This is a genomic window from Streptomyces venezuelae (assembly GCF_008642355.1).
GTDB classification, from domain to species: domain Bacteria; phylum Actinomycetota; class Actinomycetes; order Streptomycetales; family Streptomycetaceae; genus Streptomyces; species Streptomyces venezuelae_B.
In genome coordinates, this window is the sequence record NZ_CP029193.1 from 5816156 (window position 1) to 5841070 (window position 24915).

General features: G+C 70.0%; 26 protein-coding genes. 19 read left to right on the forward strand and 7 right to left on the reverse strand.

Translation table 11 applies throughout. The annotated features are described in order from the left end of the window. Positions 1-78 precede the first annotated feature (78 nt). From DEJ47_RS27005 to DEJ47_RS27045, 9 genes are all read left to right on the forward strand, one after another. Positions 79-855, forward strand: a complete 777-nt coding sequence (locus DEJ47_RS27005; RefSeq protein ID WP_150175891.1) for an enhanced serine sensitivity protein SseB C-terminal domain-containing protein — start codon at positions 79-81, stop codon at positions 853-855. 319 nt (positions 856-1174) lie between these two features. After that, on the forward strand, positions 1175-2179 hold the full coding sequence (locus DEJ47_RS27010; RefSeq protein WP_150172479.1) for an ABC transporter permease: 1005 nt from the start codon (positions 1175-1177) through the stop codon (positions 2177-2179). 101 nt (positions 2180-2280) lie between these two features. After that, a complete protein-coding gene (locus tag DEJ47_RS27015; RefSeq protein ID WP_150172481.1) occupies positions 2281-4035 on the forward strand; it encodes an ABC transporter substrate-binding protein in 1755 nt (584 codons plus the stop codon). A 152-nt stretch (positions 4036-4187) separates the two neighbouring features. Next, positions 4188-5189 carry an ABC transporter permease gene (locus DEJ47_RS27020; RefSeq protein WP_150172483.1) on the forward strand — a complete coding sequence of 334 codons (1002 nt, stop codon included), beginning with the start codon at positions 4188-4190 and terminating at the stop codon, positions 5187-5189. Next, positions 5186-6283, forward strand: coding sequence for an ABC transporter ATP-binding protein (locus DEJ47_RS27025; RefSeq protein ID WP_150172485.1), 1098 nt, complete (start codon positions 5186-5188; stop codon positions 6281-6283). The genes DEJ47_RS27020 and DEJ47_RS27025 overlap by 4 nt, the downstream gene beginning before the upstream one ends. A 23-nt stretch (positions 6284-6306) precedes the next feature. Beyond that, entirely contained in the window at positions 6307-7467 is a 1161-nt protein-coding gene (locus DEJ47_RS27030) for an ABC transporter ATP-binding protein (RefSeq protein WP_223828744.1), read from the forward strand. A gap of 127 nt (positions 7468-7594) precedes the next feature. Beyond that, positions 7595-8995, forward strand: coding sequence for a M1 family metallopeptidase (locus DEJ47_RS27035; protein WP_150172487.1), 1401 nt, complete (start codon positions 7595-7597; stop codon positions 8993-8995). 9 nt (positions 8996-9004) lie between these two features. Beyond that, complete coding sequence (locus tag DEJ47_RS27040) at positions 9005-9679, forward strand: trimeric intracellular cation channel family protein (RefSeq protein WP_150172489.1); 675 nt, start codon at positions 9005-9007, stop codon at positions 9677-9679. 66 nt (positions 9680-9745) lie between these two features. Next, positions 9746-10633, forward strand: coding sequence for a thioesterase family protein (locus DEJ47_RS27045; RefSeq protein ID WP_150172491.1), 888 nt, complete (start codon positions 9746-9748; stop codon positions 10631-10633). Here the strand turns inward: DEJ47_RS27045 and DEJ47_RS27050 are convergent, their stop codons facing one another. Beyond that, positions 10634-11491, reverse strand: a complete 858-nt coding sequence (locus DEJ47_RS27050; protein WP_150172493.1) for an alpha/beta fold hydrolase — start codon at positions 11489-11491, stop codon at positions 10634-10636. Positions 11492-11544: 53 nt separating this feature from the next. Further along, positions 11545-12183: a TetR family transcriptional regulator gene (locus DEJ47_RS27055; protein ID WP_150172495.1), complete on the reverse strand. Its 639-nt coding sequence runs from the start codon at positions 12181-12183 to the stop codon at positions 11545-11547. 63 nt (positions 12184-12246) lie between these two features. Here DEJ47_RS27055 and DEJ47_RS27060 point away from each other — a divergent pair, with 63 nt between their 5' ends. The 3 genes from DEJ47_RS27060 (at position 12247) to DEJ47_RS27070 (ending at position 14086) form a co-directional block, all read left to right on the forward strand. Further along, on the forward strand, positions 12247-12447 hold the full coding sequence (locus tag DEJ47_RS27060) for a hypothetical protein (RefSeq protein WP_150172497.1): 201 nt from the start codon (positions 12247-12249) through the stop codon (positions 12445-12447). An 82-nt stretch (positions 12448-12529) separates the two neighbouring features. Further along, positions 12530-12868 carry a hypothetical protein gene (locus DEJ47_RS37080; RefSeq protein ID WP_223828523.1) on the forward strand — a complete coding sequence of 113 codons (339 nt, stop codon included), beginning with the start codon at positions 12530-12532 and terminating at the stop codon, positions 12866-12868. Between the two features lie 48 nt (positions 12869-12916). Then, a complete protein-coding gene (locus DEJ47_RS27070; RefSeq protein ID WP_150172499.1) occupies positions 12917-14086 on the forward strand; it encodes a cysteine desulfurase family protein in 1170 nt (389 codons plus the stop codon). Between the two features lie 28 nt (positions 14087-14114). On the opposite strand, the gene DEJ47_RS27075 is transcribed toward DEJ47_RS27070, so the two are convergent. Beyond that, a complete protein-coding gene (locus tag DEJ47_RS27075) occupies positions 14115-14822 on the reverse strand; it encodes an N-acetylmuramoyl-L-alanine amidase (protein WP_150172501.1) in 708 nt (235 codons plus the stop codon). Positions 14823-14889: 67 nt separating this feature from the next. Between DEJ47_RS27075 and mnmA the strand changes: the two genes are divergently transcribed. Continuing rightward, positions 14890-16029 (forward strand): tRNA 2-thiouridine(34) synthase MnmA, encoded by a 1140-nt coding sequence (gene mnmA / locus DEJ47_RS27080; RefSeq protein ID WP_150175893.1) that lies wholly within the window; start codon positions 14890-14892, stop codon positions 16027-16029. Here the strand turns inward: mnmA and DEJ47_RS27085 are convergent. Further along, entirely contained in the window at positions 16026-16211 is a 186-nt protein-coding gene (locus DEJ47_RS27085) for a DUF397 domain-containing protein (protein WP_150172503.1), read from the reverse strand. The two genes, mnmA and DEJ47_RS27085, sit on opposite strands and share 4 nt — an antisense overlap. 13 nt (positions 16212-16224) lie before the next feature. After that, positions 16225-17079 (reverse strand): helix-turn-helix domain-containing protein, encoded by an 855-nt coding sequence (locus DEJ47_RS27090; RefSeq protein ID WP_150172505.1) that lies wholly within the window; start codon positions 17077-17079, stop codon positions 16225-16227. 272 nt (positions 17080-17351) lie between these two features. On the opposite strand from DEJ47_RS27090, the gene DEJ47_RS27095 reads away from it, so the two are divergent. Further along, complete coding sequence (locus DEJ47_RS27095; RefSeq protein ID WP_150172507.1) at positions 17352-17852, forward strand: ATP-binding protein; 501 nt, start codon at positions 17352-17354, stop codon at positions 17850-17852. A 5-nt stretch (positions 17853-17857) separates the two neighbouring features. Here the strand turns inward: DEJ47_RS27095 and DEJ47_RS27100 are convergent, their stop codons facing one another. Continuing rightward, positions 17858-18793: an NADP-dependent oxidoreductase gene (locus tag DEJ47_RS27100; protein WP_150175894.1), complete on the reverse strand. Its 936-nt coding sequence runs from the start codon at positions 18791-18793 to the stop codon at positions 17858-17860. Positions 18794-18909: 116 nt separating this feature from the next. Between DEJ47_RS27100 and DEJ47_RS27105 the strand changes: the two genes are divergently transcribed. Beyond that, positions 18910-19908 (forward strand): GlxA family transcriptional regulator, encoded by a 999-nt coding sequence (locus DEJ47_RS27105; RefSeq protein ID WP_150172509.1) that lies wholly within the window; start codon positions 18910-18912, stop codon positions 19906-19908. 6 nt (positions 19909-19914) lie between these two features. On the opposite strand, the gene DEJ47_RS27110 is transcribed toward DEJ47_RS27105, so the two are convergent. Then, positions 19915-20244 (reverse strand): DUF427 domain-containing protein, encoded by a 330-nt coding sequence (locus tag DEJ47_RS27110; RefSeq protein ID WP_150172511.1) that lies wholly within the window; start codon positions 20242-20244, stop codon positions 19915-19917. Between the two features lie 58 nt (positions 20245-20302). Between DEJ47_RS27110 and DEJ47_RS27115 the strand changes: the two genes are divergently transcribed. The 4 genes from DEJ47_RS27115 to ligA are packed head-to-tail and all read left to right on the forward strand — an operon-like array spanning position 20303 to position 24791. Then, complete coding sequence (locus DEJ47_RS27115) at positions 20303-20848, forward strand: TIGR00730 family Rossman fold protein (protein WP_150172513.1); 546 nt, start codon at positions 20303-20305, stop codon at positions 20846-20848. Between the two features lie 7 nt (positions 20849-20855). Further along, the gene (locus DEJ47_RS27120) at positions 20856-21554 is read left to right on the forward strand and encodes an SDR family oxidoreductase (RefSeq protein WP_150172515.1); all 699 of its coding nucleotides are present in this window, start codon (positions 20856-20858) and stop codon (positions 21552-21554) included. Continuing rightward, the gene (locus DEJ47_RS27125; RefSeq protein ID WP_150172517.1) at positions 21551-22576 is read left to right on the forward strand and encodes a methionine synthase; all 1026 of its coding nucleotides are present in this window, start codon (positions 21551-21553) and stop codon (positions 22574-22576) included. Before DEJ47_RS27120 ends, DEJ47_RS27125 begins: the two co-directional genes overlap by 4 nt. A gap of 31 nt (positions 22577-22607) precedes the next feature. Continuing rightward, positions 22608-24791 carry an NAD-dependent DNA ligase LigA gene (ligA, locus tag DEJ47_RS27130; protein WP_150172519.1) on the forward strand — a complete coding sequence of 728 codons (2184 nt, stop codon included), beginning with the start codon at positions 22608-22610 and terminating at the stop codon, positions 24789-24791. The last annotated feature ends 124 nt before the right edge of the window (positions 24792-24915 follow it).

A 24915-nucleotide genomic window follows, 5' to 3' on the forward strand; every position in this document is an offset into this window, starting at 1 on the left:
AAGCTGGTTGCATTCCTGTGTTGTCTTCCAATGTCTCCCGTGGGGGGCACCGAGTTCGCCGCGAAGGGGCGGTTACGGGTGAGTGCGTCGGGCACGGCCGCGGCCGGGCAGCAGGTCGAGCAGTTGCTGCGCCAGGTGACGCCGGGGCGTTACGACGCGTACGAGGCGCTGCTGCGCGCGCTCGCCGCCGACCAGGTGTGGATGCTGCTCTGGCACGGCCAGGCCGGCTCTCCCGACGCCCAGTACGGGAACATGGAAGTGGAAGGGCTCGGCTACGCACCGTGCGTGACCTCCGCCCAGGAGCTGTCCGCCAGTGGCTGGAACCGCAGCTACGAAGTGGTGCGGGGCACCGACATCGCCCGCACCCTCTACCCCGACCACTACGGCATCTGGCTCAACCCGCACGCACCCGGCGGCGGCGTCGGCATCCCCTGGCTGGACCTGCGCCGCATCGCCACGGGCCTGGACGCGCTCCCCGCGGGCCCGCTCCGGCTCACCGAGCCCAGCATCGAAATCCCCCAGTTCTACGCCCTGTTGACGCAGAACGCCCACCGCACCCCCGTGGTCCGCTCGCTGCGCCGCGCCTGGGTGCAGCCCGCCCTCGGGGCGCCCTATCTGGCCATCGGCCTCGACGTGTACGACACGTCGCCGCCGTCGGTCGACGCGGTCCGCACGATGATGCGCCAGTCCATCCCCGCGGTCCCCGAGGGCCTGCCCGTCTCGACGGTCGCGATGTCCGACGACTACGACCCGGTCGCGATGTGGCTGCGAGCCAATGCCAGGCCGTTCTACGACCGCGAAGCCCAGGCGGCCCCGGCGCCCGCGGGCGGTTACGGCTACCCCGCGCAGTACTGAGCGGCGCGAACCAGTCATCGAGCAGCCACGACGGACGGGATGTCCGTTGTGGTGCGGGTGGGCCCCTATGGGCTCCTGTGCCGCCTTGCGACCCAACTGCCCCGTGTTCGCCCGCCGTTCACCGGCGTCCGGATAACGGAACACCCCGATCAGCATCACGGTTGCGCATCCTTTCCCCGTCAAGTCTGGTAACAGATCGCGACGTGGATGAAGACTCCCGCTCCAGGGGCCTGATGCCCCTGTGTACGACGGACTGATCACGTCGCTACAGCGGCAAGTGCGGGCCGGTCACCACCGGTTGAGAGGGGTCCCTGCCACGATGACGGCACCATTGCATGACACACCTGCGGACGCGGACCCGACCGAGGACGTCGCCCCCGCAGTTGATGCAGGGGTGAAAAAGGTCGAGGGTCGGTCCCTCAAGCAGATCGCCTGGAACCGCCTGAAGCGGGACAAGGTCGCCCTGGCCGGCGGCATCACCGTGCTGCTCCTGGTGCTGGTCGCCATCTTCGCGCCCCTGATCGTGAACCTGCTGGGCCACGACCCCAACGGATTCCACCAGGACGAGCTCGACGAGCTGACCGGCCTGCCCAAGGGCGCCCTCGGCGGCGTGAGCGGCGACTTCCTCTTCGGGGTCGAGCCCAACAAGGGCCGCGACGTCTTCAGCCGCATCGTCTACGGCGCGCGGATCTCACTCCTCGTGGCGTTCCTCGCGGCCATCGTGGCCGTGGCGCTCGGCACCCTCTTCGGGATCATCGCCGGTTACTTCGGCGGCTGGATCGACGCCCTGATCAGCCGCGTGATGGACGTACTGCTCTCCTTCCCGCAGCTGCTCTTCATCATCTCGCTGGTCTCCGTGCTCCCCGACGACCTGCTCGGCCTCCAGGGCACCAGCGTGCGCGTCGCGATCCTCGTCATGGTCATCGGCTTCTTCGGCTGGCCGTACGTCGGCCGCATCGTCCGCGGCCAGACGCTCTCGCTCCGTGAGCGCGAGTACGTGGAGGCGGCCCGCAGCCTCGGCGGCGGCAAGCGGCACATCCTGTTCCGCGAACTGCTGCCCAATCTGGTCGCCCCCATCACCGTCTACGCGACGCTGATGATCCCGACCAACATCCTCACGGAGGCGGCCCTCAGCTTCCTCGGCGCCGGCGTCAAGCCGCCGACGGCCTCGTGGGGCGGCATGCTGCGCGACGCGCTCAAGACGTACGAGCACGACCCGATGTTCATGGTCTTCCCGGGCGTCACCATCTTCATCACCGTCCTGGCCTTCAACCTCTTCGGCGACGGGCTGCGTGACGCGCTCGACCCGAAGGGGACGCGCTAGAAGGTCCCAACTGGCTTGCCCCTGCCGCATGTCAGGTGGCTCTAACCATGGTTCTCCGGCAGCACTTGGCCAGGGACCGCGATCTCGGAGGTTACGAGAAAATGCCCACAGGTTCCACGAAACGACGGCTCACCAGCGGTGCGGCCCTCGTCGTCGCGGCGCTGGTGACCACCACGGCGTGCGGCGGCGGTGACGGTGGCGACAGCGACTCGAAGGGTGCCGGCTACAACGCGGCGCTGAACAAGATCGCCAACCCTTCCAAGAAGAAGGGAGGCACGCTGAAGATGGTCGGCAAGCAGGACCTGGACTCCGCCGACCCGCAGCGCGCCTACTACGGCATGACGTGGGACTTCATGCGCTTCTACACCCGGCAGCTGGTGACCTACGACACCAAGCCGGGCAAGGCGGGCACGAAGCTGGTCCCGGACCTCGCCACCTCCACGGCGAAGATCTCCGACGACGGCAAGACGTACACGTACAAGCTGCGTGACGGTCTGACCTGGGAGGACGGCTCCAAGCTGACCTCCAAGGACGTCAAGTACGGCATCGAGCGCACCTGGGCGACGGACACCATCACCGGTGGCCCCGGCTACATCCGTCAGACGCTCGACCCCAAGACGAAGTACAAGGGTCCCTACAAGGACAAGGGCGGCCTCGACGCGATCGAGACCCCCGACGACCAGACGATCATCTTCAAGCTGCCCAAGCGCAACGGTGACTTCGAGCAGTTCCTGGCCATGCCCACCGGTTCGCCGGTGAAGGAGTCCAAGGACACGAAGGCCAAGTACACGCAGCGGCCGTTCTCCTCGGGCCCGTACAAGTTCGAGACGTACAAGTCGAACAAGAAGATCGTTCTGGTCCGCAACGACAAGTGGAAGAAGTCCTCGGACCCGATCCGCGCCGCGCTGCCCGACAAGATCGACGTGACGATCTCCGCCAACCAGGAGGAGAACGACAAGAAGCTGATGGAAGGGGACTTCGACCTCGACCTCAACGGCACGGGCATGACCCAGTCCGGCCGTGTCAGCGCCGTCACGGACCACCGTGACAACGTCGACAACATGCACACGTCCTTCGTGCGCTACGTCGCGCTGGTCCACAATGCCAAGCCGTTCGACAACGTGCACTGCCGCAAGGCCGTGTTCTACGCGACCGACTTCGCGAGCATCCAGCAGACCCGCGGCGGCAAGGTCGCGGCCGGCGACATCGCCAACAGCACCTTCCCGGTGGCGATCCCCGGCTACAGCAAGTACGACCCGTACGGCGTGCTGAAGCGCAAGGGCAAGCCCGACGTCGCCAAGGCCAAGGACGAGCTGAAGCAGTGCGGCAAGCCGTCCGGCTTCACCACCAAGCTCACCGCCCGCAGCAACAACCCGGGTGAGGTCGACGCCGCCGAGGCGCTGCAGCAGGCCCTCGACAAGGTCGGCATCAAGGTCCAGGTCGACGCCCTCGACGGCGCCGACACCTCCAGCATCACCGGCTCGCCCTCCGTCGTGAAGAAGCGCGGCTACGGCATGACGATGAGCGGCTGGGGCCCGGACTTCCCGTCCGGTCAGGGCTACGCGCAGCCGCTGTTCGACAGCCGCTTCCTGAACCCGACCGGTAACTACAACGAGTCGCAGATCAAGGACAAGAAGGTCGACGCGCTCTTCGACAAGGCGATCGCGGAGACCGACCCGGCCAAGGCCGGCGAGATCTACAAGGAACTCGACAAGAGGATCCTCGACCAGGCCGACTGGATGCCCTTCCTCTACGAGAAGAACATCACCTGGCGCGGGTCGCGGCTGACCAACGCCTACATGTCGGACGGCTACAACGGCCGTTACGACTACGCCTCGCTCGGCGTCGTCAAGTAACACCCGTAGTCGCCACGCAACTCCCGCAAGGGAAGCAGTAGTTGTTCGTTACACCGCCGCCGAATCCCGCCAGTCCGAAGGGCAGGTGATGGCCCCGGGCGGTGGCCGGGACCCCTCACAAGGGGGTCCCGGCCACCGCCGGGCCGCGCACAGTGCTTGCTTATCTCATCCGGCGCCTGATCGCCGTAATCATCATGGTGCTGGTCGTACTGCTCGCGACCTTCACCGTCTTCTTCATGCTGCCCAAGTGGGCGGGACAGGACATCGCCGTCCTCTTCGCCGGCAAGGCCACCGGAGCCGAGCAGATCGAAGGCATCCGGACCAAACTGGGACTCGACGACCCGCTGCTCGTCCAGTTCTGGGACTTCATCAAGGGCATCCCGATGGGGCGCGACTACGTCAACGGCAGTGACGTCACGCACTGTCCCGCGCCCTGCTTCGGCTACAGCTTCCGCACCGAGGCTCCCGTCTGGGAGACCCTGAAGGACGCGCTGCCCGTCACCGGCGCGCTCGCCGCCGGTGCCTGTGTCCTCTGGCTCGCCGCCGGTGTCGCCACCGGAGTCGTCTCCGCCCTCAAGCGGGGCACCTTCTGGGACCGCTCCGCGATGACCATCGCCCTCGGCGGTGTCTCGCTCCCCGTCTTCTTCACCGGCATGATCGCGATGGGCATCTTCGTCCACCAGCTCGGCTGGGTGAAGATCGCGGACAGCCTCAGCACCGACGACTCGGTCGACGTCTGGCTCCAGACGCTGATCCTGCCGTGGATCGTCCTCGCCTTCCTCAACGCGGCGATGTACGCCCGCCTCACCAGAGCGACCATGCTCGAAGTGCTCGGCGAGGACTACATCCGCACCGCCCGCGCCAAGGGCCTCGGCGAGGCCACCGTCATCCGCAAGCACGCCCTGCGCTCCGCGATGACCCCGATCCTCACCGTCTTCGGACTCGACCTCGGCGTGCTCATGGGCGGCGCCGTGCTCACCGAGTCCACGTTCAACCTGCCGGGGCTCGGCCTCGAAGCGGTCAGGGCCATCAGCAGCAAGGACCTGCCCGTCATTCTCGGCGTGACCCTGTGCGCGGCGCTCGCGATCGCCGTGGCCAACCTCGTCGTCGACCTTCTGTACGCCGTCATCGACCCGCGAGTGAGGCTGGGATGACCGAACTGTCCAAGAGCGGAGCAGCGGTGGGCGAGCCCGTCGCCGGCTCGCCCGCTCCCACCGCCTTCCTCGAGGTGCGCGACCTCAAGGTGCACTTCCCGACCGACGACGGCCTGGTCAAGTCCGTCGACGGGCTCAGCTTCCAGCTGGAGAAGGGCAAGACCCTCGGCATCGTGGGGGAGTCCGGGTCCGGCAAGTCGGTCACCTCGCTCGGCATCCTCGGCCTGCACACCGCCGGCCAGTACGGCTCCCGCAGGGCACAGCTCTCCGGCGAGATCTGGCTGGACGGCACCGAGCTGCTGAGCGCCCCCGCCGACGAGGTGCGCAAGCTGCGCGGCCGCGAGATGGCGATGATCTTCCAGGACCCGCTGTCCGCGCTGCACCCGTACTACACCATCGGCAAGCAGATCACCGAGGCGTACCGGGTCCACAACGACGTCGACAAGAAGACCGCGCGCAAGCGCGCGATCGAGATGCTCGACCGGGTCGGGATCCCGCAGCCCGACAAGCGCGTCGACTCCTACCCGCACGAGTTCTCGGGCGGCATGCGCCAGCGCGCGATGATCGCCATGGCGCTGGTGAACAACCCCGAGCTGCTCATCGCGGACGAGCCGACCACCGCACTCGACGTGACCGTCCAGGCACAGATCCTCGACCTCATCCGTGACCTGCAGAAGGAGTTCGGCTCCGCCGTCATCATGATCACGCACGACCTGGGCGTGGTCGCGGAGATGGCGGATGAGCTCCTGGTCATGTACGGCGGCCGGTGCGTCGAGCGCGGCACCGCGGAGAAGGTCTTCTACGAACCCCAGCACCCCTACACCTGGGGCCTGCTGGGCTCGATGCCCCGCATCGACCGTGAGCAGACCGATCGGCTCATCCCGGTCAAGGGCTCCCCGCCGAGCCTGATCAACCTGCCGAGCGGCTGCGCCTTCAACCCGCGCTGCCCCTACGCGGACGTCCCCAAGGACCAGATCACCCGCACCGAACGTCCCGAACTGCGTCTGGTGGCCGACGGGCACTGGTCCGCCTGCCACATGTCGCAGGAGGAGCGCACCCGGATCTGGACCGAAGAGATTGCGCCGAAGCTGTGAACGATGACGTGAAGGGCCAGGAGATGACGATCCCGGCGCAGACGCAGAGCTCGCCCGAGCCGCTGCTCAAGGTCGACGGCCTGGTGAAGCACTTCCCCATCAAGAAGGGGCTGCTCCAGCGCCAGGTGGCCGCCGTCCAGGCGGTCGACGGGCTCACCTTCGACGTACGCCCCGGGGAGACCCTCGGCGTCGTCGGGGAGTCCGGCTGCGGCAAGTCGACGATGGGACGGCTGATCACGCGTCTGCTCGAACCGACCGGCGGGCGCGTCGAGTTCGAGGGCACGGACATCACGCACCTGGGCACGGGCGGCATGCGTCCGTTCCGCCGCGACGTGCAGATGATCTTCCAGGACCCGTATTCGTCGCTGAACCCCCGGCACACCATCGGCACGATCGTCGGCGCGCCCTTCAAGCTCCAGGGCGTCAAGCCCGAGGGCGGCGTGAAGAAGACCGTGCAGGAGATGCTGGAGCGCGTCGGGCTCAACCCCGAGCACTACAACCGCTACCCGCACGAATTCTCCGGCGGCCAGCGGCAGCGCATCGGCATCGCGCGGGCGCTCGCCCTGCGGCCCAAGCTGGTGGTGGCGGACGAGCCGGTCTCGGCCCTCGACGTCTCGATCCAGGCCCAGGTGGTCAACCTCCTGGACGACCTGCAGGACGAGCTCGGCCTCACGTACGTGATCATCGCGCACGACCTGTCGGTCATCCGGCACGTCTCGGACCGCATCGCGGTGATGTACCTCGGCAAGATCGTGGAGCTGGCGGACCGCCAGGACCTCTACACCAAGCCGATGCACCCGTACACCAAGGCGCTGCTCTCCGCGGTGCCGGTGCCCGACCCCAGGCGGCGCGGCGTCAAGAGCGAGCGCATCCTGCTCCGCGGCGACGTGCCCTCGCCGATCGACCCGCCCACCGGCTGCCGTTTCCACACGCGGTGCTGGAAGGCGACGGAGATCTGCAAGACGAAGGAGCCGCCGCTGACCGCGCTCGCCACCGGGCACCAGGTGGCGTGCCACCACCCGGAGAACGCGGAGGACCAGGCGCCCGAGGACACCAAGCTCCTCTCGGAGGCCAAGGAGGCGATCGAGGTGGTGTCGGTGGTGCCGAAGGCGGAGGAGTCCGACGCAGAGGTTGCCAAGGCCGCGGCTTCGAAGGAGAAGGGTCAGAAGTCGACCGACGCCTAAGGCAAGTTGACCCGGACCAACTACGCGTACCGGGTCATGTACATGCCCTAGCGGGAGAGTGCAGAGTCTGCGTGTCCATGTCCGCGACATCGGACACCCCATCGAATCGCGTTCGAAGGGAAGACTCATGGCACTCTCCCGTTCGGCACGTCTGGGCGCGCTCGCGACCGCGGCGCTCTCCTTCTGCCTGATCGCCGCCGCACCCGCGCCCCGCCCAGGCTCCGAAGGCGTCGGCGACCCGTACTTCCCCCGGCTCGGCAACGGCGGCTTCGACGTGCGCCACTACGGTCTCGACCTCGCCTACGACCCCGACACCGACCGCCTCGACGGCCGCACCACGATCACCGCCCGCGCCACCCAGAACCTGTCGTCCTTCGACCTCGACCTCCAGAAGCTGACGGTCACGAGAATCGAGGTGAACGGCAGACGCGCCCCCTTCACCCGTGCCGGTGACGAGATCCGCATCACGCCGCGCGACGCCCTGCGCAAGAACAAGAACTTCACGGTGACCGTCACCTACGGCGGCGTCCCCGAGCCGCTGAGCGGCCCCATCGTCTTCGGCTCCGACTACGGCTGGATGAAGACCACCGACGGTGTCTTCGTCGCCTGCGAGCCGAACGCCGCGTCCACCTGGTTCCCCGCCAGCGACCACCCCTCCGACAAGGCCGCCTTCGACATCCGCATCAAGGCGCCCAAGGGCCTGACCTCCGTCTCCAACGGCCGTCTGGTGGGGACGTACGACAAGGGCGGGCAGAGCGTCGCGCACTGGCGCTCGACCAAGCCCATGGCGACCTATCTCGCGACGGCCACCATCGGCAGGTTCGACGTGAAGAAGGGCACGACGCCGGGCGGCACCCCGATCTACGTCGCCATCGACCCCGTCCTGGAGAACAGCAACAACGTCGACGTGTACGGGGTCACGGCCGAGGTCACCGACCACTGGTCGAAGATCTTCGGTCCCTACCCCTTCGAGGAGACCGGCGCGATCGTCGACGACATGCCACAGGCGGGCTTCTCCCTGGAGACCCAGACCAAGCCGGTGTACTCCGCGATCCGCAGCGAGTCGACCATCGCCCACGAGGTGGCCCACCAGTGGTTCGGCGACTCCGTGTCGCCCGCGTCCTGGAACCACATCTGGCTCAACGAGGGCTTCGCGACCTACTCCCAGTGGCTGTGGAGCGAGCACAAGGGCACCCAGACGGCGCGTGACGCCTTCCGCGCGGGCTACGACGCGCGCCCCGCCGACTCCGCCTTCTGGCAGATCACCGTCGGCGACCCGCAGCGCGACACGATGTTCGCGTCCGCCGTCTACCAGCGCGGCGCGATGACGCTCCAGGTGCTCAGGGAGCGCATCGGCGACAAGGACTTCTTCAAGCTCCTGCGGAGCTGGGCGCGGCAGCACCGGTACGGCAACGCGACCACCGCCGACTTCGTGCGCCTCGCCGAGAAGGTCTCCGGCGAGCAGCTCGACGAGCTCTTCACCACATGGCTCTTCACGAAGGGGAAGCCGGCGCTTCCCCACAGGTAAGAATGGCGCGTGCTCCTGGATCTCTTCACTCCCTCCGTCCAGCATTCGCTCGACATCGTGGGGATCTTCGCCTTCGCGATCTCCGGCGCCCTGCTCGCGGTGCGCAAGAACTTCGACGTCTTCGGCATCGCCGTCCTCGCCGAGGTCACCGCGCTGGGCGGAGGGCTCTTCCGCGACCTGGTCATCGGGGCGGTGCCGCCGGCCGCCTTCACCGACCTCGGCTACTTCATCACCCCGCTGTTCGCGGCCGCACTGGTCTTCTTCCTGCACCCGGAGGTGGAGCGCACCCAGCTCGCCGTGAACGTCTTCGACGCGGCGGGCCTCGGCCTGTTCTGTGTGACGGGCACGACCAAGGCGTACGACTACGGGCTCGGCCTCACCGCGTCCGCGACGCTGGGCCTGATGACCGCGGTGGGCGGCGGTGTCCTGCGGGACATCGTCGCCAACGAGGTGCCCTCGCTGGTCCGCTGGGACCGCGACCTGTACGCCGTCCCCGCCATCGTGGGCGCCACGATGGTCGCCCTGTGCATCCACTACGAGAAGCTGACGGCCGTCACCAGCAGCATCGCGGTCGTCACGGCGTTCACGCTGCGGCTGCTGGCGATGCACTTCCACTGGCGGGCGCCGCGTGCGTGGAACCGACGGTCCACCGCGGTGGAGGCGGAGGCCGAGGAGACGCCGTAGGGATGCGGGCTCCTGCCGGGACAGAAAAAGCTACCGCTCAGTAGTTTCCTGTTGTACGTTGCTGGCATGGCAACGGCAGCATCGGCGGCATCGACAGCCCCAACTCCGGCGGCGGCAGCCGCACGCATCGGCGACAGCGAGTTCGACCGCGACACCGCGGTCACCCGGCGCGAACCCGGCGTCTACGACACCGAACTCTCCGCGGGCTGGACGATCATCAGCGCCGTCAACGGCGGCTATCTCCTCGCCGTCATCGGCCGCGCCCTCGCGGACGCCCTCCCGCACGCCGACCCCTTCACCGTCTCGGCGCACTACCTCACCGCGTCGGCCCCCGGCCCCGCCGTGATCCGCACCGATGTGGTGCGCGCGGGGCGCTCGCTCTCCACCGGGCAGGCCTCGCTCTTCCAGTTCGACGAGGAGGGCCGCGAGGTCGAGCGCATCCGCGTCCTCGCCTCGTACGGCGACCTCGACGCGCTCCCCGACGACGTGCGCACCACGGCCGAACCACCGGCCATCCCGCCGCTCGACCAGTGCTTCGGCGCCCAGGACGCGCCCGATCACCGCCCGGTGCCCGGCAGTTCCGCCATCGCCGACCGCCTCTTCCTCAAGCTGGACCCGGCCACCCTCGGCTGGGCGCTCGGAGAGCCGTCCGGCAAGGGCGAGATGCGGGCCTGGTTCGGCCTCGCGGACGGCCGTGACGCGGACCCGCTCTCGCTGCTGCTCGCCGTCGACGCGCTGCCGCCGACCGCCTTCGAGATGGGCCTGACCGGCTGGGTCCCGACCGTGGAGCTGACGGTCCACGTCCGCCACCGCCCGGCGCCCGGCCCACTGCGCGTCTCCATCACCACCCGCAACCTCGCGGGCGGGTTCCTGGAGGAGGACGCCGAGGTCTGGGACAGCGAGGACCGCCTGGTCGCCCAGTCGCGCCAGCTGGCGCGGGCCCGGCTGAGCTGACTAGCCCCGCAGGAAGCGCGTGAGCGCGCCCGCGAGCTCCGCGGGCGCGTCCTCCTGTACGAGGTGTCCCGCGCCCTCGATCAGACGCAGCTCGGCGCCGGGGACGAGGTCCGCGAGCTCCTCGGCCTTCGCCACGGGAATCCACGGGTCCTCCGTGCCCCAGCAGATCAGGACGGGCAGGTCGAGTTCGCCGTACCGGCCCTGGATCTCGTCGGTGAACCGCTGGTCGTTCTGGGCGATCTGCCGGTAGAACGCCGCCTGGCCCTCCTCCGTGCACCAGGGCTCCACGAGGCGGTCGAGGACGGCCGGGTGCAGTCCGCGCGGGCTCGTCGAGGCGACGTACTCGCGGATCATGGCCCGGTGCAGCGCGGGCGGGAGCTGTGCGAAAACGTCCGCGTTCTCACCGAGCAGCCGGTAGCTCGGGGAGCCCCAGGGGGCCAGCGCCACCGGGTCGACGAGGGCGAGGCGTCCGTAGCGGGCGCCGTGCAGCAGGTGCGCGCGCAGGGCCACGCAGCCGCCGAAGTCGTGGGCCACGACGGCGGGCCGCTCCAGGCCCCAGTGGTCGAGGAGTCCGGCGAGGACCCGGCCCTGTGCGGCGAGCGACACGTCCTGTCCGGCCCGCATCTCCGAGGCGCCGTACCCCGGCAGGTCCCAGACGTACACGCGGTGTCCGCCGCCCGCGAGCGAGCGGGCGATGCCCCGCCACACGTACGACGAGAACGGTGTGCCGTGGACGAGGACGACGGGCGGGCCGTCGGCCGGGCCGAGGGCGGCCCAGCGCACGGTGCCGGTGGGGCCCGCGTAGGTCCGGTCGAGGTCCCAGGCGTCCCAGGTGTCGCTTGCGCGTTCAGCCGTCATGACCGTAAGGCTAGTAGCTCCTTACGGGTGCGTCGAGCGTTCCGCGTGGAGTGTTACGGCCGCTGCTCGTCCGTCCAGTGTTCGCGGCCCAGGCCCACCAGGCGCAGCTGCCTGCGGGCGACGTCCGCCACCCGGGCCTCCTCCGCCGTGCCGGGACCCGCGTCCAGGAATGCCGACGCGGTCATGACCATGTGGTCGACGTACATGCCCGCCAGCATCAGCAGATCGTCCTCCGGCCACCGTGACGTCGGCGGCTCGTGGGCGAACTGCGCCGCCACCTCCTTGGCGAACAGGGCGAGTTGCGCGCCGATCGCGTCGCGCACCGCCCGCACGCCCCCGTGCCGCTCGCGGGCGATGAAGCGGACGTGCGCGGGGTGGGCGTGGACGTATGCGGCTATCAACTCGACGGTGCCGGCGATGCGCTGCTCGCTGTCGCCCTTCTCCGACGCCAGCATCGCGGTGAGCGTGGTGTGCAGGCTGCCGAGGGTCTCCTCGACCAGGGTCACACCGAGGTCGGCGGTGTCGCGGAAGTGCCGGTAGAAGGCGGTGGGGGCGACGCCCACGGCGCGGGTGACCTCGCGCAGGCCGAGGCTGCTGAGGCTCTGCTCCTCAAGCAGCTGGAGTGCCGCGTCGAGGAGTGCCTGCCGGGTCTTCTGCTTCTGGGCCTGCCGGACGCCGAGAGTGTGACTCATGCCATGCAGTTAACAACTGTTCTCCGAGTTTTGAAAGCCGGAGACGGAGTACTCTCTAAGTCAGTGAACAACTGTAACCACAAGCGTTCACCGACCGAGAGAGGGATCTCCGTGCTCTTCATCGTCGCCGCCCTGATGCTCCTGGGCGTCGCCATGGGTTCCGTGGCACACGCCCCGCTGCCGGTCAGCCTCGTGGCTGCCGCCGTCATCGGCGTATGGCTCGCGGTCTTCGCCGTGCGCGAGCGCCGCGCGCGCCACCGCTGATCCGCTCCGGCCTACGGCATCTCTCCGTACTCCGCTCCGTACTCCTCTCTGTACGACACCTCCACCTGCCAGGAGTCGCACCATGGGAAGCACCGCAACGCACACCCGTCCCCGGACCGAGCCGACCCCCGCGGCCGAACCGGCCCCCGCGCCCGCTGAGGAGCCCCGTCCCCGTCCCACCGGACGGCGCGACACCGACGGAATGGCCGTCGCCTCCTTCATCCTCGGCCTGGTCGGACTGCTCGTCCTGAACCTCGTCCTCGGCCCCATCGCGATCGTCCTCGCGAGCGTCGCCCTGTGGCGCGGCACCGCCCGCAGGGGCCGTGCGCTGCTCGGACTCGGCCTCGGCGTGGCCGACCTCGTCGTGCTCGCCGCACTCGTCTCGGTGGACAACACCGTGTCCTGGGGTCTCGCAGGCTGATACCGCCGGGGCGAAGGGTCCCGCACGGCTCGTAGAATCGTGCGCACCATGGCCTACCTCGACCACGCAGCGACCACTCCGATACTCCCGGAGGCGATCGCGGCGATGACCGCGCAGATCGCCGTCACCGGCAACGCCTCCTCGCTGCACGCGGCGGGGCGGCGGGCGCGACGCACCGTCGAGGAGGCCCGCGAGACCCTCGCCGAGTCGCTCGGCGCCCGACCCAGCGAAACCGTCTTCACCTCCGGCGGCACCGAGGCGGACAACCTCGCCGTCAAGGGGCTGTACTGGGCGCGGCGCGACGCCGAACCGGCCCGCACCCGGCTCCTCGCCAGCCCCGTCGAGCACCACGCCGTCCTCGACGCCGTGCACTGGCTCGGCGAGCACGAGGGCGCCACCGTCGAGTACCTCCCGGTCGACACGCACGGCCGCGTGCACCCCGAGGCGCTGCGCGAAGCCATCGAGCGCAACCCCGACGACGTCGCCCTGGCCACCGTCATGTGGGCCAACAACGAGATCGGCACGATCCAGCCGATCCGTGAACTGGCCGACATCGCCCAGGAGTTCGGCGTCCCGCTGCACGCGGACGCCGTCCAGGCCTACGGCCAGATCCCCGTCGACTTCGCCGCCTCCGGGCTCGCCGCCATGACCGTTTCCAGCCACAAGATCGGCGGGCCCTACGGCATCGGCGCGCTGCTCCTGGGCCGTGAGTACAGCCCCGTGCCCGTGCTGCACGGCGGCGGTCAGGAGCGGCACGTGCGCTCAGGGACGCTGGACGTGCCCGCCGTCGCGGCGTTCGCCGTCGCGGGGGAGTACGCCGCTGCCCACCGCGAGCAGTTCGCCGCCGAGATCGGCGCGCTCCGCGACGACCTCGTGAGCGCCGTCCGCGCGGCGGTCCCCGACGCGATCCTCGGCGGCGACCCGTACCCGGAGGGCAGGCTGCCCGCCAACGCGCACTTCACGTTCCCCGGCTGCGAGGGCGACTCGCTGCTGCTGCTCCTCGACGCGCAGGGCATCGAGTGCTCGACCGGCTCCGCGTGCACGGCGGGCATCGCCCAGCCCAGCCACGTCCTGCTCGCCACCGGCACCGACCCCGACCTGGCCCGCGGCACCCTGCGCTTCTCGCTCGGCCATACATCGACGAAGGCGGACGTCGACGCGGTGGCGGCGGCGATCGGCCCGGCGGTGGACCGGGCGCGGACGGCGGGCCTGAGCTAGGGCGACGCTGAGCCAGGGCGACGCGGGCCTAGGCCTTCTCGGTGGGACTCGCGGAGCGCTTGGGGGCCGGTCTGTCCCGTTCCTCGCTGACCAGGCGCAGATACCGGTCCCAGTCCCAGTGCGGTCCCGGGTCCGTGTGGTCCGTGCCCGGCACCTCCACGTGGCCGACGATGTGCTCGCGGTCCACCGGAATGTCGTACCGCCGGCAGATCCCGGCGGTGAGCCGCGCCGACGCCGCGTACATCGGGCCGGTGAACGACGACTTCTTGTCGACGAAACCCTCGTGCTCGATGCCGATGCTGCGTTCGTTCCAGCTCCTGTTGCCCGCGTGGAACGCCACGTCCAGCTCGCGGATCATCTGGGCTATGTGGCCGTCCTTGCGCACCACGTAATGCGCGGCGGCGCCGTGGCCCGGGTCCTTGAAGACGCGCAGCGCCGTCTGGTACCCGCCCTGGACGACGTGGATGACGACGCGGTCGATCTCATAGTCGTCGGGGCGGTCCGCGCGGCGCCAGTTGTCATCGGAGGCGGCGATCCACTGCACGCCGGGAGCGTCGACCTCGCCCTCTTTCCGCTTCTTGACCACACCAGGCATCCGCCACCACAGCCTGCCGAGCTCGTCCCTCGCGAGCACGACGGTGCCGGCGGCCGCCGCTGCGCCGCCGATCAGCAGGGTGCGCCGACTGATGCCACGGTGCCCCTGCCCGTCCTGCCCGCCCTGCTGAGGTTCCCCCATGTGATCGTCAACGCTTACTCACGGGCGTCCGGTTCCCGCCGACCCGTACTCTGTTAGGGCTATGACTTTGACCGAGACCCCGCAGACCCCGCTGCGTGCCCAGCGCCCCCTCCGTGTCCTGGCCGCCATGTCCGGCGGTGTGGACTCCGCCGTCGCCGCCGCCCGCGCCGCCGAAGCCGGCCACGACGTGACGGGAGTGCACCTCGCGCTCTCGGCGAACCCGCAGTCGTTCCGCACGGGCGCACGGGGCTGTTGCACCATCGAGGACTCGCGCGACGCCCGCCGCGCCGCCGACGTGATCGGCATCCCGTTCTACGTGTGGGACCTCGCCGAGCGTTTCCGCGAGGACGTCGTCGAGGACTTCATCGCGGAGTACGAGGCGGGCCGCACCCCCAACCCGTGCCTGCGCTGCAACGAGAAGATCAAGTTCGCCGCGCTCCTCGACAAGGCGCTCGCCCTCGGCTTCGACGCGGTCGTCACCGGCCACTACGCGCAGGTGATCGTCCGCGAGGACGGCACGCGCGAGCTGCACCGCGCCTCCGACATGGCCAAGGACCAGAGCTACGTCCTCGGCGTCCTGGACGACCGCCAGCTCGCCCACGCGATGTTCCCTCTCGGCGACACGGTCACCACCAAGGAGGAGATCCGCGCGGAGGCCGAGGAGCGTGGTCTGGCCGTCGCCAAGAAGCCCGACAGCCACGACATCTGCTTCATCGCCGACGGCGACACGCAGGGCTTCCTCGCCGACCGCCTCGGCAAGGCGGAGGGCGACATCGTGGACGAGTCCGGGGCGGTCCTCGGCACGCACGAGGGGGCTTACGGCTACACGATCGGCCAGCGCAAGGGCCTGCGCATCGGCACCCCCGCCCCCGACGGCAAGCCGCGCTACGTCCTGGACATCTCCCCGGTCAACAACACGGTGACGGTCGGCCCGGCGGCGGCCCTGGACGTCACGGCCCTGACGGCCATCAAACCCCGCTGGTGCGGCGCGGCCCCGTCGGGCCCCGGCACGTACACGGCTCAGCTCCGCGCCCACGGCGGCGAGACGGAGGTGCGCGCGGAACTGGTCGACGGCACCCTGAACGTCTCCTTCACCGAGCCGGTCCGCGGCGTGGCTCCCGGCCAGGCGATCGTGCTGTACGACGGCACGCGCGTGGTGGGCTCGGCGACGATCGCGACGACGGAACGGGCGACGGCGGCCGTCTAGACGCTTGCCTGCCGCAGGCTCCGTATCAGGGCGCCCAGCGCGGCCCGGTCCGTCGTGAGCACGTCGGCCGGGCTCTCGCTTTCGCGGAGGGCGATGTCGTCGCTGGCGGTGGCGGCGACTTCGACGCAGTTGTTGCCGCCGCCGCCGCAGAACGAAGAACGCTGCCAATCACTCTTGACCATGTGCCAAGCCCCTTCAGCACTCGCGCGCGATGGAGCGGATCAGCTCCTGTGACTCCTTCGGAGGCAGCGCTGACCGTTCCATCAGATCCAGAAGGGAACGATAGTTCGCCAACGGGATCGGGGCATCAACGAAGTGTGCGCCAAGGGCTGTATCCAGCTGCACGGTGTCCAGTTGCGGCAGTGCTCCTTCCGCGTACAAGACCGACTGGCCGGCCCCATGGAACGCTCCAGCACTGAACGGGATGACCAGCAGTGTCACGTTGTCGTGGTCGGCGGAGTCGGCGAGGTGAGTCAACTGCTTGCGGGCTACGTCGGGGCCGCCGAACTGTAGGCGCAGGGCAGCCTCGTGGATGATTCCGACGTACGGGGTGGGGTGCTCGCCGGTCAGGATCGCCTGCCGTCTGAGCCGGTGAGCAGTCCGTAGCTCCACATCCAGGCGGGAGAGTTTGGGGACCGTCAACTCGAAGATCGCGCGTGCGTGTTCCTCTGTCTGGAGCAAGCCAGGTAGATGCACCGTCTGAGCCGTACGGATGCGGGTCGCGTAGTGCTCCACCTCCGAGACCTCCAAGTGGCCATCGGGAAGCCTCCCGCGGTACTCGTCCCACCACTGACCGGCCCGCCGCGGGCCTGTCAGCCCCGCCAGCGCATCGACAAGTGCTGGCTCCGGGCACCCGTAGTGGCAGGCCAGTTGTCGCACCCGCTCATCGCTGATGCCGGTGCGTCCGGCTTCTATGTTGGAGATCATCGTCCGGTCCGCGCCGAGGAGCGAAGCGGCTTCCTGGACGGACAGTCCTGCCTGTTCGCGCATTCGGCGCAGCTCTGTGGCCAGCCGGCGATGACGGCCTGTCGGGGCGTTTCGTGCAGCCATGAGTCCTCTTCCTCGTGCGCGCGAACAGTTTCACAGCGCCATCTCATGCCGTCTAGTGAGTCAGCAACTGTGCACTCGTTCGTGGAAGTTGACTCACATGTGAGTCGCTATTGGTCTACGGTGTGAGTCAGGTCACCTCTTGGCCCCGCGCCCAGCGGAAGCGCACCGGAACGCCACCGGCAGGCACACCGCCCCCACGCCAGGACCGAACCTGCGTGACCGTCATTCACGTCCCCGCTCCCCGGAGCGCCCCGCACCAATGGAGGTGCCGCGTGAGTTCATTCCTCGACGTCCAGCCCGACGACCCGTACTCCCCACCGGGGCCCGACCCCCTCCCCTTCGCCGCCCCCTGGGCGTACGAGCTCCACTTCCCCTGCGACCCCCGCAGTCCGGGGATCGCCCGCCTCACCCTCCGCGCCGTCCTCGCGGCTCACCACCTCACCGAACTCGCGGACCGCGCCGAGCTGTTGACCACCGAGCTCGCGACCAACTCCGTGCGGCACACCAAGGGCCCCGCCTCCGTTCGCCTGCACTGGCTCTGCCCCGTGCTGCGGGTCAGCGTGTGGGACATGAGCCCGGACCTGCCGCCGCTCGCCCCGCCCCCGCCGGTGAGCGTGCACGCGGGCAGTGGCCGGGGGCTGGTCATCCTCGACGCCGTGGCCGACCGCTGGGGCGGATGCGCCATAGGGGAGGGGCCGTACGGGCCGGGCGGCAAGACCATGTGGTTCGAACTGGCCCTCCGCCAGGCACCGCCGCCCGCCCTCGTGGCCTGAGCCGTTCAGACGACGCTGAGCACGATCTTGCCCTGGGTGCGGCCCCGCTCCCCGCGCGCGTGGGCCTTCGCCGCCTCCTCCAGAGGGATGATCGTGTCGATCTCGACGCGGAGCTTCCCCTCGTCCACCAGGCGGGTTATCTCCAGGAGGCCCGCGCGGTCCGGCTCGACGATCGTCCAGCCCGTGTGAACGCCGAGCTCCGCGGCCCGTGCCGGGTCGGGGAGGCCGCCCGGGTCGGGGAGCGTGACCAAGTGGCCGCCGGGGCGGATGATCTCCAGGGAGCGGGCTCCATACGCGCCGCCGACGCCGTCGAGGACGACGTCCACGTCACGGACCGCCTCGGTGAAGTCCACGCGTGTGTAGTCGACGACCTCATCCGCGCCCAGCGAGCGCAGGAACTCGTGCTTGTCCGCGCGCGCCGTGCCGATGACGTACGCGCCGTGCGCCTTGGCGATCTGCACGGCGAGGTGGCCCACGCCGCCCGCGGCCGCGTGGATCAGCGCCCGCTGCCCGGCGCGGAGCCCCGCCGTCTCGATCAGGCCCTGCCAGGCGGTGAGCGCGGCGAGGGGGAGTGCGGCGGCCTCCGGGTGGGAGAGGCCGGCCGGCTTGGGGGCGAAGCGGCGGGCGGGGGCCGCGACGAACTCCGCGTAGCCGCCCGTCTGTTCGGGGAAGCGGGGCATGCCGAACACCGCGTCGCCCGGCTGGTACAGGGTCACTCCGGGGCCGACCTGCTCGACCACGCCCGACACGTCGTAGCCGAGGATCGGGGTGTCTCCCCAGCTGCCGAAGGCGCCCTCCGCGCGGGTCTTCCAGTCGACGGGATTCACGCCCGCCGCGTGGACGCGGACCAGGATCTCGGTCAGGCCGGGCTCGGGGCGGTCCACCTCCACCGGGACGAGGTTCTCGGGGGCGCCCCAGGCGCGGGGGCTGACGGCACGCATCTTCATGGACTCGGTCTCTCTCGTACGAAAGGCAAAAGTGCTGGTGGGACCAAGAGTGCGGCGGGGGCGGCCCGCGCGGTGCTGGCAGTTTGGCCATCATGTGACAGGATTCGGCCATGAACCTGAATGGCCTCGGCGACCGCGACGGCGCCCACCGCGTGGCCGTCATCGCCCTGGACGGCGCCTACGCCTTCGAGCTCGGCATCCCCTCCCGCGTCTTCGGCAACGCGCGGAACGACCGCGGAGAGGCGCTCTACGACGTCGTCGTCTGCACGGTCGACGGACGCCCTGTGCGCACGGACTCCGGATTCACGGTCGCGGCCGAACACGGGCCCGAGGCCCTCGACACCGCGGACACCGTGGTCATCACGCCGACCCGCAGCTTCGACCGGGGGATGGCGGGCGAGGACCTGCCGGAAGCGGTGGCCGCGGCCCTGCGCAGGATCAGGCCCGGCACCCGCATCGTGTCCTTCTGCAACGCCTCGTACGTCCTCGCGGCCGTCGGCCTCCTCGACGGGCGCCCCGCGACGACGCACTGGCACGTCGCCCGCGACTTCCAGCGGTCCTTCCCCAGGATCAAGGTCGACGCGGACGTGCTCTTCGTGGACGACGGCGACGTGCTGACCGCCGCGGGCGTCGCGGCCGGCATCGACCTCTGCCTCCACGTCGTGCGGCGCGACCACGGCGCCGCCGTCGCCAACCACGTCGCGCGCGTGTGCGTCGTACCGCCCTGGCGCGACGGCGGCCAGGCCCAGTACATCGAGCGGCCCGTCCCCGAGCCCACCCTCGCCACGACGGCCGCCACGCGCGCGTGGGCACTCGAACGGCTCCACGAGCCGCTGCCCCTCGGCGAACTGGCCGCCCACGCGCGCATGAGCCTGCGCACCTTCACCCGCCGCTTCCAGGAAGAGGTCGGCATGCCGCCCGGACGGTGGCTCACCGCCCAGCGCATCGAACTCGCCCGGCAGCTCCTGGAATCCAGCGACCTGCCCGTGGACGTGGTCGCCCACCGGTCCGGGTTCGGCACCGGCAACTCGCTGCGCCAGCACATGCGGGCCGTGCTCGGCGTCTCGCCGGTCGCCTACCGGCGGACGTTCACTGCTGCTGCGTCGTGACCTGGCCTACGCTTCCGTGACCTCGGCCTCGTAGAAGCAGAAGTGGTCCTTGATCCCGGCCACGGCGTCCTTCGGCTCCGGGTACGCCCACACCGCGTCCTCCGTCCCCGGCAGCGACCAGTAGGAGGCCGTTCCCTTGAACGGGCAGTACGTAGTGGTCGCCGACGGGGTCAGCAGGTCCGTGCGCACGTCCTCCGGGGGCAGGTAGTGCCGGACGGGGTAGCCCGTCTCGCGCAGCAGCACGGGACGGCGGCTCTCCGCCACGACCTGCCCGTCGTGCACCACGCGCACGTGGTCCGTGCCCTGCTCGACGGTGATCCGGTGCCCGTTGGTCATGTCGTGCCTCCTCGGATGCCCAGTGAATGTCCTGTGGGACGGAACGTACCGTGGGCGCATGAACATCTGCGTCTTCCTCTCCGCCGCCGACCTCGACGACCGCTACACCCGCCCGGCCCGCGAGTTCGCCGAGCTGCTCGGCAAGGGCGGCCACACGCTGGTCTGGGGCGGCTCCGAGAGCGGTCTGATGAAGGTCGTGGCGGACGGCGTGCACGCGGCGGGCGGGCGGCTGGTGGGCGTCTCCGTGGACTTCCTCGCCGCCAAGGCGCGGCAGGTCGTGGAGCCGCACGAGATGGTGATCGCGCGCGACCTCGCCGAGCGCAAGGCGCTGCTCCTGGAGAAGGCCGACGCGATCGTGATCATGGTGGGCGGCACCGGCACGCTCGACGAGGCCACCGAGATCCTGGAGCTGAAGAAGCACGGGAAGCACGCCAAGCCGGTGGTGCTGCTGAACTCGGCGGGGTTCTACGACGGGCTCAAGGAGCAGTTCCAGCGCATGGAGGACGAGGGTTTCCTGCCGCTCCCGCTGACCGACCTGGTCTTCTTCGCCGAAGAGCCCGTCGGCGCGCTGGCCTACCTGGAGGAATCCGCGGGCACCCGGTGATGCGAGCATGGCGGGTATGGCAACACATGTGATCACCGGGGCCGGCTCCGGCATCGGCGCGGCCGTGGCCCGCCGCCTCCACACCCGCGGCGACGACCTCGTCCTGCACGCGCGGGACGCGGGCCGCGCCAAAGAACTCGCCGCCGAGTTTCCCGGCGCGAGCACCCTCGTCGGAGACCTCTCCGACCCCGACAAGCTGTCCTGGGCGTTCGGGCACCAGTCGCTGCCCTCGCGCGTGGACTCCCTGCTGCACATCGCGGGCGTCGTCGACCTCGGCCCGGTCGGCGAGCTCACCCCCAAGGCCTGGCGCCACCAGCTCAACGTCAACCTCATCGCACCCGCCGAGCTGACCCGCCACTTCCTGCCCCAACTCCGGCTCGCCCAGGGGCACGTGGTCTTCGTCAACTCCGGATCCGGCCTCAGGGCCGGACCCGAGTGGTCCGCGTACGCCGCCTCCAAGCACGGCCTGAAGGCCCTCGCCGACTCGCTGCGCCAAGAGGAGCACGACAACGGCGTCCGGGTCACCTCCGTCTACCCCGGCCGCACGGCGAGCGCCATGCAGGTCAAGGTCCACCAGCAGGAGGGCAAGGAGTACGACGCCTCCCGCTGGATCGACCCCGAGTCGGTCGCCACGACGATCCTCATGGCCCTGGACCTGCCGCGCGACGCGGAGGTCAACGACCTGACGGTGCGGCCGGGACGATGAGCGACGCCTTCACCTGGGGCCCGGCCACCGGCATCGGGTCCATGCCCGGCGGGGACGCCCGCGAGGCCGCCAAGACCGTCACCGGTAGCTTCGAGAGCCCCGGACAGGGCATGCCGTACCTCGCCGAGCTGCCCGCCCGCGGCCCCGGCGCCGACATGATCGGCCGCACCGCCGGGCTCCTCGTCGACCTGTACGCGCGCGTGGAGCCCAGCGGCTGGCGCGTCGGCGACCGCCCCGGGCGCGACACCCGCCGGGCCAGGGCGTGGCTCGGCGAGGACCTCGACGCCCTGGAGGAGTTCACCCAGGGGTACCAGGGCCCGCTGAAGGTCCAGGCCGTCGGCCCCTGGACCCTCGCCGCCGCCCTGGAGCTCAGGAACGGCGAGGCCGCGCTCTCCGACCCCGGCGCCTGCCGCGACCTCGCGGGCTCCCTCGCCGAAGGCCTGCGCGCGCACCTCGCGGACGTCCGCCGCAGGGTGCCCGGCGCGCAGGTGGTCCTGCAGCTCGACGAGCCCTCGCTGATCGCCGTGCTGCGCGGACAGGTCAAGACCGCCAGCGAGTACCGCACCCACCGCGCCGTGGACCGGCAGCTCGTCGAGAGCACGCTGCGGGACGTCCTGGCGGTCCACGGCGAGGGCGAGGGCGGAGGTGCCACGGTCGTGCACTCGTGCGCGCCCGACGTACCGTTCGCGCTCCTGCGCCGCGCCGGGGCCGACGCGATCTCCTTCGACTTCGATCTGCTCACCGAGCGTGACGACGAGGCGATCGGTGAGGCGGTCGAGGGCGGTACGCGGCTCTTCGCCGGTGTCGTGCCGGGCGTGGACGGCCGATTGTCAGACCCTGCCGGTAGCGTCATGGGTGTCAGGACGCTGTGGCGCAGGCTGGGGCTGAATCCGGGAACCCTCGCGGAGACGGTCGTGGTCACTCCGTCGTGCGGGCTCGCGGGCGCATCACCCGCGTATGCGCGTGCGGCGCTCGCCCACTGCGTCAGGGCGGCGAGATCGCTCGCGGACAACCCTGAGTAATTGGGTATGACGTAAACGGGAGGACGAAACGGTGGCTGTCGAACAGCAAGGCTCTGTGCCCGCCGAGGCACGGGATCAGCATGCCCAGCTGGCCGAGCAGATCGAGGAGCACCGCTTCCGGTATTACGTGAAGGACCAACCGGTCGTCAGCGATGCCGAGTTCGACAAGCTCCTGCGCTCCCTCGAAGCACTGGAGGACGAGCACCCCGAGCTGCGGACCCCCGACTCGCCGACCCAGAAGGTCTCGGGTTCGTACGAGACGGAGTTCACCGCCGTCGAGCACCGCGAACGCATGCTGTCCCTGGACAACGCGTTCGACGACGCGGAGCTCGCCGCCTGGGCCGACCGCGTCGCCAAGGAGGCGGGCACCCCGGACTTCCACCTCCTGTGCGAGCTGAAGGTCGACGGCCTCGCCGTCAACCTCACGTACGAGGACGGGAAGCTGACCCGCGCCGCGACCAGGGGCGACGGCCGCACCGGCGAGGACATCACGCCGAACGTCCGCACGATCGCGGACATCCCGCAGCGCCTCGCGGGCGACCGCGTCCCCGCCCTCGTGGAGATCCGCGGCGAGGTCTTCTTCCCCATGGAGAAGTTCGAGGAGCTCAACGCCCGCCTCGTCGAGGCGGGCGACAAGCCCTTCGCCAACCCGCGCAACGCGGCGGCGGGTTCACTGCGCCAGAAGGACCCGCGCGTCACCGCGACACGGCCGCTCCACATGGTGGTGCACGGCATCGGCGCCCGCGAGGGCCTCGACATCGACTGCCTCAGCCACGCCTACGAGCTGCTGCACGAGTGGGGCCTGCCCACCGCCAAGCACAACAAGGTCGTCGAGGGCCTCGAAGGCGTCCGGGACTTCATCGCGTACTTCGGGGAGAACCGCCACTCCGTGGAGCACGAGATCGACGGAGTCGTCGTCAAGCTCGACGAGATCCCGCTCCAGGGCCGCCTCGGCTCCACCTCGCGCGCCCCGCGCTGGGCCATCGCCTGGAAGTACGCGCCCGAGGAGGTCAACACCAAACTCATCAACATCCGCGTCGGCGTCGGCCGCACCGGCCGCGTCACGCCGTACGCGCAGGTGGAACCCGTCACCGTCGCGGGATCCGAGGTCGAGTTCGCCACCCTGCACAACCAGGACGTGGTGAAGAAGAAGGGCGTCTTCATCGGGGACACCGTCGTCATCCGCAAGGCCGGAGACGTCATCCCGGAGATCCTCGGACCCGTCGTCGACCTGCGGGACGGCACCGAACGGGAGTTCGTCATGCCCGCCGAGTGCCCCGAGTGCGGCACGGCGCTGCGTCCCATGAAGGAGGGCGACATCGACCTCCGCTGCCCCAACGCCCAGTCGTGCCCCGCCCAGTTGCGTGAACGTCTCTTCTACCTCGCGGGCCGCAAGTCCCTGGACATCGAGAACTTCGGGTACGTCGCCGCGGCCGCCCTCACCAGGCCCCTCGAGCCCGCCCAGCCGCCGATCCTCGACGAGGGCGACATCTTCGACCTGAAGGTCGAGGAGCTCCTGCCCATCAAGTCGTACGTACTGGACCAGGACTCCGGCCTGCCCAAGCGCGACCCCAAGACCGGCGAGGAGAAGGTCGTCACCTTCTTCGCCAACCAGAAGGGCGAGGCGAAGAAGAACACCCTGGCCATGCTGGAGAACATCGCGGCGGCCAAGGAACGCCCGCTCGCCCGCGTCCTCACGGGCCTCTCGATCCGGCACGTCGGCCCGGTGGCCGCCGAGGCGCTGGCCCGCGAGTTCCGGTCCATCGACCGCATCGATCAGGCCACCGAGGAGGAACTCGCCACGACGGAGGGCGTCGGCCCGACCATCGCGGCCTCCCTCAAACAGTGGTTCGCCGAGGACTGGCACCGGGAGATCCTGCGCAAGTGGCGGGAGGCCGGCGTGCGCATGGAGGAGGAGGCGAGCGGCGAGGACGAGGGCCCGCGGCCGCTCGCGGGCCTCACGGTCGTCGTCACCGGAACACTCGAACACCACACCCGGGATGGCGCGAAAGAGGCGCTGCAGAGTCGCGGAGCCAAGGTGACCGGTTCCGTTTCCAAGAAGACATCGTTCGTGGTCGTCGGCGACAACCCCGGGTCGAAGTACGACAAGGCCATGCAGGTGAAGGTTCCGGTTCTCAACGAGGAAGGGTTCGCCGTCCTGCTCGAACAAGGACCGGACGCGGCGCGGGAAGTCGCGCTTCCGACCGAGGAGTAGCGGTTGAAGGCCACCCGTTCGGCGCATACCAGAGGCATACGGGTGGCCGGGTCGCATTCGGGCAACCGTAGTCGACCGCTGCCCGTGGAAGCCTTCTGCGGCCTACTGTTGAGGTGTGCGCCTG

Coding starts and splice junctions, on each gene's coding strand:
- DEJ47_RS27010 (WP_150172479.1), top strand. CDS start 1,175: ATGACGGCACCATTGCATGACACACCTGCGGACGCGGACCCGACCGAG.
- DEJ47_RS27015 (WP_150172481.1), top strand. CDS start 2,281: ATGCCCACAGGTTCCACGAAACGACGGCTCACCAGCGGTGCGGCCCTC.
- DEJ47_RS27025 (WP_150172485.1), top strand. CDS start 5,186: ATGACCGAACTGTCCAAGAGCGGAGCAGCGGTGGGCGAGCCCGTCGCC.
- DEJ47_RS27030 (WP_223828744.1), top strand. CDS start 6,307: ATGACGATCCCGGCGCAGACGCAGAGCTCGCCCGAGCCGCTGCTCAAG.
- DEJ47_RS27035 (WP_150172487.1), top strand. CDS start 7,595: ATGGCACTCTCCCGTTCGGCACGTCTGGGCGCGCTCGCGACCGCGGCG.
- DEJ47_RS27045 (WP_150172491.1), top strand. CDS start 9,746: ATGGCAACGGCAGCATCGGCGGCATCGACAGCCCCAACTCCGGCGGCG.
- DEJ47_RS27050 (WP_150172493.1), bottom strand. CDS start 11,491: ATGACGGCTGAACGCGCAAGCGACACCTGGGACGCCTGGGACCTCGAC.
- DEJ47_RS27055 (WP_150172495.1), bottom strand. CDS start 12,183: ATGAGTCACACTCTCGGCGTCCGGCAGGCCCAGAAGCAGAAGACCCGG.
- DEJ47_RS37080 (WP_223828523.1), top strand. CDS start 12,530: ATGGGAAGCACCGCAACGCACACCCGTCCCCGGACCGAGCCGACCCCC.
- DEJ47_RS27070 (WP_150172499.1), top strand. CDS start 12,917: ATGGCCTACCTCGACCACGCAGCGACCACTCCGATACTCCCGGAGGCG.
- DEJ47_RS27075 (WP_150172501.1), bottom strand. CDS start 14,822: ATGGGGGAACCTCAGCAGGGCGGGCAGGACGGGCAGGGGCACCGTGGC.
- DEJ47_RS27085 (WP_150172503.1), bottom strand. CDS start 16,211: ATGGTCAAGAGTGATTGGCAGCGTTCTTCGTTCTGCGGCGGCGGCGGC.
- DEJ47_RS27090 (WP_150172505.1), bottom strand. CDS start 17,079: ATGGCTGCACGAAACGCCCCGACAGGCCGTCATCGCCGGCTGGCCACA.
- DEJ47_RS27100 (WP_150175894.1), bottom strand. CDS start 18,793: ATGCGTGCCGTCAGCCCCCGCGCCTGGGGCGCCCCCGAGAACCTCGTC.
- DEJ47_RS27105 (WP_150172509.1), top strand. CDS start 18,910: ATGAACCTGAATGGCCTCGGCGACCGCGACGGCGCCCACCGCGTGGCC.
- DEJ47_RS27110 (WP_150172511.1), bottom strand. CDS start 20,244: ATGACCAACGGGCACCGGATCACCGTCGAGCAGGGCACGGACCACGTG.
- DEJ47_RS27115 (WP_150172513.1), top strand. CDS start 20,303: ATGAACATCTGCGTCTTCCTCTCCGCCGCCGACCTCGACGACCGCTAC.
- DEJ47_RS27120 (WP_150172515.1), top strand. CDS start 20,856: ATGGCGGGTATGGCAACACATGTGATCACCGGGGCCGGCTCCGGCATC.
- DEJ47_RS27125 (WP_150172517.1), top strand. CDS start 21,551: ATGAGCGACGCCTTCACCTGGGGCCCGGCCACCGGCATCGGGTCCATG.